General features: G+C 48.8%; 13 protein-coding genes. 2 read left to right on the top strand and 11 right to left on the bottom strand.

The features are described from left to right. Positions 1-511, top strand: a 511-nt coding sequence (locus PLA23_RS05110; RefSeq protein ID WP_502883595.1) for a tRNA sulfurtransferase, incomplete at its 5' end; no start/stop codon positions are given. Here PLA23_RS05110 and pscS read toward each other — a convergent pair. The 3 genes from pscS to PLA23_RS05095 form a co-directional block, all read right to left on the bottom strand. Further along, complete coding sequence (gene pscS / locus PLA23_RS05105; RefSeq protein ID WP_324328651.1) at positions 506-1687, bottom strand: O-phospho-L-seryl-tRNA:Cys-tRNA synthase; 1182 nt, start codon at positions 1685-1687, stop codon at positions 506-508. The genes PLA23_RS05110 and pscS overlap by 6 nt on opposite strands. Beyond that, positions 1684-1866 carry a hypothetical protein gene (locus PLA23_RS05100; RefSeq protein WP_324474276.1) on the bottom strand — a complete coding sequence of 61 codons (183 nt, stop codon included), beginning with the start codon at positions 1864-1866 and terminating at the stop codon, positions 1684-1686. Before PLA23_RS05100 ends, pscS begins: the two co-directional genes overlap by 4 nt. 95 nt (positions 1867-1961) lie before the next feature. Continuing rightward, a complete protein-coding gene (locus tag PLA23_RS05095) occupies positions 1962-2846 on the bottom strand; it encodes a hypothetical protein (RefSeq protein WP_324328648.1) in 885 nt (294 codons plus the stop codon). Positions 2847-2937: 91 nt separating this feature from the next. On the opposite strand from PLA23_RS05095, the gene PLA23_RS05090 reads away from it, so the two are divergent. Further along, entirely contained in the window at positions 2938-4425 is a 1488-nt protein-coding gene (locus PLA23_RS05090; protein ID WP_324328646.1) for an ATP-binding protein, read from the top strand. A gap of 1 nt (position 4426) precedes the next feature. On the opposite strand, the gene PLA23_RS05085 is transcribed toward PLA23_RS05090, so the two are convergent. The 8 genes from PLA23_RS05085 to gatE form a co-directional block, all read right to left on the bottom strand. Next, a complete protein-coding gene (locus PLA23_RS05085; protein WP_324328644.1) occupies positions 4427-5287 on the bottom strand; it encodes a formate/nitrite transporter family protein in 861 nt (286 codons plus the stop codon). Positions 5288-5352: 65 nt separating this feature from the next. Further along, positions 5353-7095 (bottom strand): DUF2070 family protein, encoded by a 1743-nt coding sequence (locus PLA23_RS05080; protein WP_324474274.1) that lies wholly within the window; start codon positions 7093-7095, stop codon positions 5353-5355. A 16-nt stretch (positions 7096-7111) separates the two neighbouring features. Then, positions 7112-8011, bottom strand: a complete 900-nt coding sequence (locus PLA23_RS05075; protein WP_324328640.1) for a carbohydrate kinase family protein — start codon at positions 8009-8011, stop codon at positions 7112-7114. Then, entirely contained in the window at positions 8008-8346 is a 339-nt protein-coding gene (locus PLA23_RS05070) for a DUF555 domain-containing protein (protein WP_324328638.1), read from the bottom strand. The genes PLA23_RS05075 and PLA23_RS05070 overlap by 4 nt, the downstream gene beginning before the upstream one ends. Before the next feature lie 22 nt (positions 8347-8368). Next, positions 8369-8896, bottom strand: coding sequence for a nitroreductase family protein (locus tag PLA23_RS05065; RefSeq protein WP_324328637.1), 528 nt, complete (start codon positions 8894-8896; stop codon positions 8369-8371). Beyond that, positions 8883-9239, bottom strand: a complete 357-nt coding sequence (locus PLA23_RS05060; protein ID WP_324328635.1) for a hypothetical protein — start codon at positions 9237-9239, stop codon at positions 8883-8885. Before PLA23_RS05060 ends, PLA23_RS05065 begins: the two co-directional genes overlap by 14 nt. 188 nt (positions 9240-9427) lie before the next feature. After that, positions 9428-9766, bottom strand: coding sequence for a DUF5350 domain-containing protein (locus PLA23_RS05055; RefSeq protein ID WP_324328633.1), 339 nt, complete (start codon positions 9764-9766; stop codon positions 9428-9430). 73 nt (positions 9767-9839) lie between these two features. Continuing rightward, positions 9840-11684 carry a Glu-tRNA(Gln) amidotransferase subunit GatE gene (gene gatE, locus PLA23_RS05050; RefSeq protein WP_324474272.1) on the bottom strand — a complete coding sequence of 615 codons (1845 nt, stop codon included), beginning with the start codon at positions 11682-11684 and terminating at the stop codon, positions 9840-9842. Positions 11685-11791: the final 107 nt, after the last annotated feature.

Here is an 11791-nt window from a genome sequence, read left to right as displayed (position 1 = left end):
AGCATTATCACACTGGATACCTGGTCTGGAGATGACTCTTATTACGATTTCTGCAGAACCCTTTTATCAGGCCCTGATGGAGATCTCAGAACCAAAACTCAGGTGCGTTATCTGTAAACGCGCCATGCTGGAACTGGCATCACGCTATGCCGAAAAATCAGGGTGTTTTGGTATTGTGACCGGTGATAATCTTGGGCAGGTTGCAACACAGACCCTGCACAACCTTGCCTCCATCTCTTCCGGTATAGCAATGCCGGTCTATCGCCCACTTATTGGGTATGATAAGGAGGAGATTATCGACCTGGCCAGGAGGATTGGATCGTTTACATCAGAACCGGGCGATACCTCATGCCGGGCGCTCCCACCCCGTCCGGTTACCCGGTCTGATGCCGGCCAGATTCATGCCTGTATGGAGCACTCATCGATACGATTCATCATGGAGGAGATTTTCAAATCTTCCACCAGAACAGTGATAAAAAATGGGGTTTTTCAGACCGTATCAGGGTTATGAAGAACAGGGCAGTCCTTCAGTCTGTGCTATCTCAAGAAATGATTCAGCCACATAATCAGCCTGTTCTTTCGTAATACCATAACTGTTAAACTTCCATACGCGTGTCGATCCTGCCAGAATTCCAGTTATTCCCCGGTCGCGAAGAGCACTGGTCAGGAAAAATCCTTTCTTCTTATGAGTTTTTGCGACAGTATCAAAAGAGTCCGTTGTATTCATCCTGGTCAGGGTATGTTTTCTGGGATATTCACTCAGAACCTTCGTTCCAATAATACTCAGTAAGGCATCGACGATTCGGTTTACGTATTGGAGTTGCGTATCAAACTCTTTTACCCGCCGTTTTACATGGGGAAATGACGCCATCATCCCGACTGATGTGACTCCCATTAATGTACATCCCATCATCTCGACCTCCTTTACTCCGAATGTCCGCCCGGTGAGGTCTCCCTGAATTCCGGTTGTTCGAAACACCGTATCTGCCCATTCATTCGTTGTTGCAAGAACGCCGGAGGGAGCTGGGGCTGCCATGCTTTTGTGACCCGAACCTACGAGAAAGTCTGCTCCAAGTTCTTTTCCGTTTACATCCATGATCCCGATGGTATAAGCACCATTACAGAGAACCGGAACATCATACTGGTGAGCTACCCTGATAAGGTCTGCTACCGGATGGAGGTTTCCATACTGGTAATCCACCTGTTCAACAAACATGAGGGCAGGTTTCTTTCCCGTCGTCCTGATTACTTCCTCAATACGGTCTGCAGCAGCATCAGCAGTGATGATATGGGATTCATTTGCAGGAATCTCAAATGCAATTCCCCGTGACTGCTCTACCGATAAAAATTCTGTGTAGTGTGAGTATGCGGTAAGAAGGACCGGATCATCCGGTTTTACGAGGGCAGATGCAACGGCCTGAAATCCTCTTCGTGCACCCGGGACCAGCCGTGCAACATCCATATGCAGAAATGATGCCAGATCCCTGTGAAACTCTGCAAGGGGCGGCTTAGAGATATGGTCCAGCCTGAATGGTTTGGTACAGTGATCACAGACTGAATATCCGTCACCATATGCAAGGACTGCCTTCATGGCATCAGTCGTCAACCGGCCACCTGCCTGAATGGGATCAAGGTTGATAAACAATTCGTCAATCTGCCTGGTATCGATGCCGTCACCACAGTTCATGCAAGTAACTCCTCTTTCAGGATTGCAATCTGTTTCTCCAGCTTTGCAAGGATCTTTTCGGCCTCCTTTTTTTGTTCGGCTGTTAACCGGTGATGGGGAACAGTTTCGCGAAGCATGCCTCTGATATCTGTAAGCAGGAACAACCCCTGAAATACTGCATCGACTGACCGTTTTGACATAAGTATCTGCAGTATGGTTAGTGCCTGCATGCAATAAGGAGCACGATAAAATTGTGCTCAGGGGTATCAAAAAAGGCTATGAAAAATCAAAAAAATTAATATTTGCAGTCCTGCTTTCCATCAAGGACTTTTCCCCGGCAACAGGTCTGCGTTTTTGGGTTATAGCAGGTATCTCCACATTTCTGAAAACCGGTCCCTTCAAACACCTGTTTCTGACAGCATGACTGTGTTTTTGGATTATAACAGGTATCACCGCATGGCTCAAAACCTGTTCCTTCAAACACCTGTTCCTGGCAGCAGGACTGTTTCTTCGGATTATAACAGGTGTCTCCACATGGCTGGTATCCGAACCCATCGTATATCTTTCCTTTGCAGCATGACTGGACTGCTGGATCAAAGGTGGATCCCCCACAGAACTGAACCCCTTTCCCGTCATAAACTTTCCCCTGAGAACAGAACTGCTTTTCAGAATCATAACAGGCATTGCCACATTCTTTCCAGTTTGGGCCGTCAAGCGTCTTATTATTACAGCATGACTGGGTCATTTTGTCATAGCACTGGTCACCACACGTACCCCAGTACCGGCCATCAAGCACCTGCCCATTGCAGCATGACTGTGTATCCGGATTATACTGGACTCCATGACAGGTGGAGAGACACCGGCTTCCGTTCACCGGATATCCTTCACAACAGACTTGCTTTTCACGGTTAAAACAGACGCCTTTGCATTCCCCCCACATCAGACCATCATATATCTGTCCCCTGCAACAGGACTGTTTGCTTGGGTCATAACAGCCATCCCCGCACGGAACAACTTTTGTTGTATCATCAAACACCTGACCCTGACAACAGGTCTGCGTTGCCGGATCATACATGGTGGTTCCACAGGGAATGAGTGTAGCATATGCCCCGACAATTAACGTTGAGATCACAAGAGCGAGAACCATAAGACCGGTAATGCGGATATGGATTTTCTGCATGATATCTGGTACTGCTTCACAGTCACAAGTATCTATGCTTCGTTTCGGGATCTGATCTACTCTTATCATCTCTGAGAAATATAATCAAGCTATGGATGGAAGGTTTCATCATCTGACCGGAACTGATGTGCTCACCTATACCTGGATAATTCCTCCTGACGGGATGATTGCTGTCGGGGAACTTGCAGTCATCACCGATGAACGAACAAAAACCAGGTATTTTGCACGGATAACGGGCATGAAACATGACCTGGATACAAGTGGGCTGCTCGTGACCGGTCTTCCCATCGGGTGTATCAGCCTGGATGGTGTCTTTCGAAAACCACGAACCATCCCTCCGCTCCGCTCGCCGGTCCGCCCCTTGGATGCCGAAGAGCATGCTCTTCTTCGCAGGTTTATGGGAGAACTTGAGGTCGGATTCATGATGAGCGGAAATAAAAAGGTCGAAGATCTTCCAGTCGGCATCCCCTCATCTGTACTCAATCAGCATCTTGGCGTATTCGCTACGACCGGTATGGGGAAGAGCAATCTGATGAAGGTTTTTTGTGCGTCGGCGATCAGCACGCGAAAAGCAGGGATCCTTCTCACCGATCCCCACGGGGAATATGCAACCGGTCAGCCCGGTGACCCTGATTCGAGGGGTCTTGTTCACCACCCCCGGGCTTTGGAAGGTCTTTCCGTCTTTACCATCCGCAGTGAAGAGACTGCCCTAGGATATAGGATGAAACCGCTCCGTATTGGTCATAAGGATCTCTCGATTGCCGACCTTGGACTGGTCTTTGATCTGACCCCCGCACAGTATGAGGTCGTGAACCTTCTGATGCCCTTTTCAACACATGAGGTCATCGACTTTTTCATTAACGAGGATGTCGAATCACTTCCATCACATCTGCGAACAACAGCATATATTGGAAATCATCAGGATATTGCACAGCGGGTAAGAAGTGCACCACCGGATGCGTTGCGTCTTGTACAGCGACAAATACGAACACTTCTTGATCTGACGTCATTGTTTGTTGACCCTTCTGCATCATCACTGCCTGATATCATGACAGCCCTTGATGAAAAAAAAGTCGTCCTTATTGATATTCCTGGAATGAGTGATGCTGCCGAGCTTTTTATCCTCTCAGCGATCTCACGGGCGATATTTCGGGATCGGCAGCGACGGTTCATTGAACTGGGTTCTGGTGCCGCACGTGGCACAGTCCTTATTTCTATTGAAGAAGCACAGCGTGTTCTTTCTCAACGATCTGAAAAAACCGGCATTTTTCGTGAGATCGCTATGGAGGGTAGGAAATTTGGTGTTGGCCTGGGTGTCATTACCCAGCAGCCGAAGAATATTGATCAACGGGTACTTGCCCAGATGAACACACTCTTTGTCATGGGTCTTGCAGATCGACATGATCGTGAGATCATTGCATCCTCAGCAAAACATGATCTCAGGGTTTTGGACACGGAGATACAGACGCTTGACCGGGGAGATGCTGTGATATCAACGGTTGGCATACCATTTCCGGTTAGTTGTCATATCCATTATTTTGAGGAGTATTTGGATTTCCTCTGGGAATCAGCCGCTTAAATCAGGTGGAAATTTCTTTTTTAAAGGCGATCCAGAGGAGAATCCCGGTGAATAAAAGACTACCTGCCAGGTTTCCTATGGTTGCAGGGATGAGATTATTCATAATAAATGTACTCCAGCCGAGATTTCCTGCAAGGGGTCCAACCTGTGCGATTTGCAGAAATGTCAGGTGAGGAGCACAGAAAAGACCTGCGGGAACAAGTGCTGCATTTGTTATTGCGTGCTCAAGACCTGTTGATGCAAGAGCCATTGCCGGGAACCACAATCCGACAATTTTTCCGAATGCGTCATCAGCACAGATACCAAGGAGGACGGCCAGGTTCAGGAGCCATCCGGCGGCAACTGCTTTTATGAAACAGCTCCAGATCCCCAGAAAACCCGGATAGCTGCATCGCTCTGATGCATATGTTACCATGGAAATGGCTGATGCACTGGCCGTCATCCCCTCAGGCCCTGGCTGGAGGAGCACCCCGAATGTTACCAGAGCAGCAAAAAAGAAGGCTCCGGTAATATTTCCTGCATAAGAGAGAACCCATAACCTGAATACCGAAAACAGTCCACTATGACCGGAAAATGCAGCAAATGGTGCGAACATTGCGTCTCCGGTAAAGAGTTCTGCACCAGTCAGAACGATAAGAATCAGTCCGAGAGGAAACACCAGTCCTGATATAAGCTGTCCAATACCGGCCCCAAGGGCAAGTGCAGCACCGGTTGAAACGATGATCATCAATGAAGCACCCATGGCGATATATGCCCCGGCCATCCCCCCCCTGAGCAGAATATTCCATCCTGGAAGTGACATCCGGTATTTTCCGGATTCAGCACCTTTTACAATGATTTCATACGGGGTATGATATGACATCTTCTCCTCCTGGACATCGCGTTTTCATTTTGTTTCCGTGTAGGTATGCTCATATCTCCGGTGTATCAGGTTATAACCATGTATGCAATAACGGATAAGACAACTGCCAAAAGCAGCATGCCGGCACTTATGGGAACCACGTACACAAGAATGGTATTGACAATACTTGCCAGCTGGGCGATGGAATCAGAGCCAAATATAATGACACCATTGCAGGTTGCTGAGCTGCCGGCAGCTTTTGCCTCCGAGCGGTCTTTGAGCGCCTGTTCAACTCCGTCAAGGACATGAAGAACCAGATCATCAGGAGATATCCGAAGACCGACCGGGTTTTTACCACTGATGGTATTTACGACATGCGTATCGGTGGTCATCACCTCAGCTTCATCGACCAGGGCCCGGACTTCATCCCTGATATATTCCCGCACTCCCTGCGCCATATTGTTGCCGTCAATGAGAATATACGCAGCAGTCACACCCTGCGTATCAGTAACTAATACCTGCAGACCGATATCTCCGATCCCCTCCTCCCGTGTATAGGGGAGAGGAAGATGAGCATATCCAATTTTCAGGGGGAAAAGCGGTTCTTTCTCCCACCTGTTCATGGCTTTTGAAGCAGCGGTGAAGTACTCATGAGCAGTCCTGGTTCCCGGAAGGATGACATCAATCTCGTCACCAAGACAGTTGTGGGCATCGATAAATCCGATATGAGGAGTAATCCTGTGTCCTTCGCAGATGATGGCATGCCCGATACCAAAATCAATGTCTTCTGTCTTGTCTGGTGACCGGGTGCTGACCATCAGGAGGGTATCACCGATTCGCTGATACAAAAGTGAGACTGTACCAACTGATATCCGTCCTGGTCTGCCCGCACTGGAATGCCATTGTATTGATGTCCGCGTCTCATTGATGGCATGAACAATCTTGTCGATCTCCCCTTCAGATACCAGATTGTAATCATGAGTCGCACATCCATGAGCAACCATCATCTCTTCATCAAACCTGCTCCTGAGGATTGAGGGCAGATTCCCACCTCCTATCTCTCCCATCGGTCCGGGATGCACATTCGGAATGGTCAGAATGAGGTCCTTTTTCCCCTCTCGCTGAAAGAAGATACTGACCTGGGGTATCCAGGCCTCCTGCCCGATGTCCCTGAAAAAGTCCTCCATCCCTTTGTCCCCGTCAGTCAGATGGGCAATAAACGCATTCAGAAATTTCAGGCCGCGAATGTGAAATGCCCGGTATAAAGGCCGGTCAATCAGCCATATCAGGATGGCAAATCCGGTCCCAAAGAAGAGCATCAGGACAGGGGTTAGAACCGGAAAGGGATCCGGAAGAATAAAAAGGACGCACAGCCATCCGGCAAGACTCTGAATGGATGCCGGAATGATCATCCGTGATGTCCGGTAATCAGCAATTGAAACCAGGACGAGGAGTCGAAGTCCAAAGATAAAGCCAAGTGATATTGCATAACACAGATCCAGAAGATCCTGAAGGACTATCAATCCGATAAGGGTTATCAGGAATGAAAAGAGGGTACATGAAACCGCCAGAAGAGCTGCTCTGTTCCAAGTCATCTGGCGTTTAAGGAGCACGATCAGAGGCCGGGTGAATAAAAATGCAACCAATCCAGGAACGATAAAACCCAGAATACCAAACCATTCGTATGCCGGATCAAGTCTTCGCGAGAGGATTTCCAGGAGAAGTCCAAGAATAATCAGGATTCCAAGTGAGGCAGGCCACCTTGGAGCGGTGAAGATGTACTTTGACATCTTCTCCATTCTGACTGCACTTGTGGGTACGGTTTCCATTCCTGCTTACCAGTAGTTACGCACGTGCAGGGCCATGGGAAGGAAATGAGCCAAACTCTTTCTCGTACCGCATGACCATGGTATTCCAGTCAGGCAGGCCGGTCTGACATCCGCATGTCTCCACGACAAATGATGCTGTGACCGCTCCGATCAGGCAGGCGTGTTCGGAGGAGTATCCTTTGGCATATGCTGTAAGAAACCCTGCCCTGAAGGCATCACCCGCTCCGGTGGGATCAACACAGGGAACAGGTAATGCGGGGATTTCATGTTCCCTTTCCTTTTCATAGAGAAAAGCCCCTTTTCCACCTCTGGTCTCAATTGCCATCGGGACACGTGATATCAGCTCTTCCCGGGAGATACCAAGGGTCGTACACATGCCAGCATATTCATGGTGATTAGCGATGAGCAGATCAATTGCATCCAGAATCGTGATGAGATGGTGCTTTGCGTACCGGTGGAGATCCTGTCCGGGATCAAATGACGCAAATCCGGACTGCTGTGCAACCTGAACATTAAAACCCGGATCTGCGGTTGCCATATGGACAAAAGGGAGGGATGGGGCTTTTTCGGTCTCAAAGAGGCAGGAGGCCCCCCACTCAAAGTAGGTCATCTGGTCACCTTCCGGTGCGGTAAACATAAATGCGGTAGCGGTATGCTTCTCAGGTGCAACAAAAAACTGTTGATCAATCCCAAGATCCTTCATTCTCAAATCATAGGCACTTCCTGCAAAATCCCCGCCGACAGCACTGATAAGGGAAACCTGCCCGCCAAGGAGAGCAATTCCAACAGCAATATTTGCTGCACCCCCGCCAAATGCAATAGTGCGATCAAGGATTGATGCTGATGCATTCGGCCCTGGAAGGTGGGATACCCTGCAAATGTGATCGACTGCAGTATGACCAACAACAGATATCACAATTCTTCAACCTCAATGATCTCAAGAGGAATGTCACGAAGGGCTTTTCCTATTGTTGAAAGTGCGATTCTTCGTGCATGTTCTTCTGAATCAGCCTTATAGACTTTCATCTCCATTTTAACGCCAACAAGGGCTGTTCTGGCAACAATCAGTGTGGATGGCAGTTCTTCCTCACAATACGGGCATGAAAGAATTCCTGCTTCAACCTCCACAAATTTCGCGGTCGGGTTGAGTCTTTTACCTGCTTCACTAATCGCAATGCTGATTGCGTCATCAACTGAATCAGCATCACGGATAATCCAGGCAGATTCCAATATTACAAGATAATCAGGCATTATTTTTCCTTTTTCGTAACAGTTACCAGTATCCGTAATGAATATGCTCTCCGGTGTTCATCCGGGGAGGGGAGGGTATGATTTCACGGGTATATCCGGCAGTAAGCAGCGTTACAGGTCGTATATGTCCGGGAATATCCAGGATCTCACGGACCGCCTCATCATCGAATGCTCCGGTCCAGCAGGACCCCATTCCTGCAGCATGGACTGCCATCATGATATAGGTTCCCGCAATGGTCGCATCCTGCAAGGCATAGAGAATTCCCCGCTCACTATATCGTGACATGGATCTGACATAATTGGCACAGACAACAAACACAACCGGAGCAGAAAGTACATGTTCCTGTTGAAACGCCGCATCAGACAATAATTCACGTGTCCCTTCATCGGTAACGACAATAACATCCCATGATTCAAGGTTCCCGGCAGATGGTGCGGAACGGGTTATCGATAGAATTTCTTCGATGACCTGTTCTGGAACCGGTTCGGGGAGATATGATCTGACTGATGTTCGTCCTGCAAGAAAGCGGTTCAGATCAGATAAATTCATGTTTTTCCAATTCCTGCCATGCTTCCATTGCGACTGTCGTCGCATGAGTAATTGCAGATCCGATACTCTTTACTGATTGATCAAAATCGTTACTTTCAACAAGACTGATGGCCTGATTCAGATTATCAACTGACTTTTGAAATTCAGAATTATTTGTTGCCCTGAGTGCAAACTGCAGTTCAATTCGTATAGATTCAAGGCACTGAAGAACGATCTTTTTCCCACCGGTGCGTTCTGCATCCTTCAGACCTGATAGCACGGTAATCAGTTGTGATGCGATGATGAGTTCTGATTTTGCCCGTTCACCATACTGATAGGCGGAAACAGCACCTTTCTTGTCCATAGTACGTACTGGCCATACGGATTATAATTACTGTCTCTCTGTTCTGTGTGGCTGCCATTCAGAATCCGGGTTTTTAAAAGACAATTTGGTACATTGCCCTATGAAAACCCATGACATCCAGGACGACATGCAGAGCATATGCATCGATGGATGATTCATGGCCGAAAAAAGAATGAAAGGCTATTTGATTATTTCGAGCGCTGTTTCGGGCCGAGTGTTGATACTTTCGGGCGTCCCATTCTTCTCCGGGCTGCCATGGTGCGAAGTGCCATTGTCTGGCCGGATCCCCTGCCTGCACCACGTGCACCCCGCAGACTTGCTCCACCTCTGCCTGCGCCACGCATCTCGCTGCCGCGGCCTCTTCCACCCCGTCCTGCAGCACGCTCCATTCTTTTAATGGTCGTCTGTGCTTTAAACCGCTGGTTTGGACCCGGTTTCTTTGTTGCTGCTTCTTTCTTTGGAACAAGGCGTATCTGACCTTTGCTTCCTTTTATCTGCATCCATTCCGTGGTTCCTGTCTTGCCCATAATTGCACCTCGCGAATGCCTGTACTATTGCCCGTTATCATCAATTAAAGATTGTCTCATATCAGCTCATCATTCAGGCATTTTTGAGTACCTGGGAGATGGTCTCGCGGAGAATCTGGTTTACGATCTTTCCGTCAACCGATCCCCGGACTTCTTTCATCACAACGCCCATAATCGGACCGGTTGCTGCGTTCCCGCGCTCTTTAATAAATTCTGCCCGTTCAGTAACAATCCGTTCTATGATTGCGGTAAGCTCCTCTTTTGACACCTTTGGCGCTGCGATCTCACATGCCTCATCCGGAGTTTTTCCCTCTGCCAGTGCAGTCAGGACCGGGGCCAGTGCCTCTTTTGCAACTTCTCCTGCATTGATACGTATCAGAACTGTTTTGATATCCTCATCATCGATACGGTGAACCAAAGCACCCTCCCTGCTCAGTTCCCGGAGTGTTGAGTTAAATGCCCGTTCTGCAAGTGCTGGTTTTACTCCTGCTGCGATAGCTTCTTCAAAGGCACTTCGCCGTTCAGAGTATGCCATCTGCCTGGCAACCTCACGGGTAAGGCCATAATCCTGCATATAACGCACGATGGTATCATCTATCATCTCCGGGATTTCCAGAGCTGCAAATCGTTCAAGGGTGACCCTGACCGGAAATACATCCGTCTCCGGATACATTCGGGCAGCACCAGGAAGAGGTCTCATATAGGCGGTAGAGCCACCTTCCAGCATCTTTCTTGTCTCTTTTGGCACCCCGAGGAAAGCCATCTCCGCCCGCCTGATGATCTGCTGCATAGCGCACTGACATCGCTGTGGTTTGTCTGCAACAATGATGACGCAATCATCCGGTGATGCATCAAGGGCCTTTTTCAGCCTCAGTACCTCCTCTTCCGTAACACCATATGCAGGAAGTTCATCAGTATGGAAAAGTCCACCTACTCCGCATTTTTTTGCATAGTCTGACATCTCGCTTCCAAGGCGTCTGCCTGGCTGAATTTCCCGGCCGACAAGCCCGGAAAATTTATTCAGCCTGATTCCCAGGATCATCGGAGCAGATTTGAGGACCCTGCTTTTTGATTCCGTAAAGAGGGAAGTAACATCGACCGGCGTCTTCTCGATTGATGCGCCACGGGCAATGAGTTCCTCTTTGATCTTCAGGAGGGCAACCTGCCTCTGGACTTCACGCCTGACCACCTCAACAATCAGATCAAGTTCCTGTACACCTTTGATCTCAACACGTGCCCCGTCACGAATGGAGATGTTGATATCCTGCCGGATGGTCCCCAGCCCGCGTTTTACCTTCCCAGTTGACCGAAGGATCATTCCGATCTGTGCTGCTGTCTCATAAACCGCCTCCGGGGTATGCATGCAGGGACCTGTTGTTATCTCAATCAGGGGGATGCCAAGTCGGTCGAGTGAGAAGATTGTATCTTCGATCCGCTGCGCCGCCTCTTCCTCAAGACAGAGGGTCTCGATGTGAGCACCTCCGGGGAGTGTTCCATTCATGGCAACAAGTGCAGTCCGCTGAAAACCACTGGTGTTCGATCCATCAATAACCAGTTTTCTCATGGTATGGATTTCAGGAACCGGAGTCATCCCGCAGATCTTGGCAATGGTAAGGACAATATCAAGTGCCTCTTCATTGAGTGGTGCAGGAGGCTCTTCATCATTCTCAACAAGACAAGTTGTATCATAGGTCAGGTACCGAAACTGCCTGACCTGCATCATCTCTTCTTCAGCTGCCCGGTCAAGTTCACCCATCTCGCTTTTTGTCGCCCGAAGATACCTGAAAAACTCTCCGTTTGACTCTTTGGCCTCCCTGATCGTGGTTGGACACCGGCAGAAGAGTTTCTCTTTTGTATTCAGCTGCTGATGGATCTCGATTCCTGCAACAAGACCAAGTGCCGCATAATCATCGCTCATACTGGTGACCTCCTCATGATTTCACCAGCAAGGTTCGTCTTCATGAGACTCCTGGCCTGTGCAAGGCTGCTGCTGTTTCCGAGCACCCACATGAGTTTAACAAGAGC

The sequence above is a fragment of the Methanospirillum sp. genome, assembly GCF_035406105.1.
GTDB lineage: Archaea > Halobacteriota > Methanomicrobia > Methanomicrobiales > Methanospirillaceae > Methanospirillum.
Note: the sequence above shows the minus strand (reverse complement) of the source record. Positions and strands in the feature narration are given on the sequence as shown.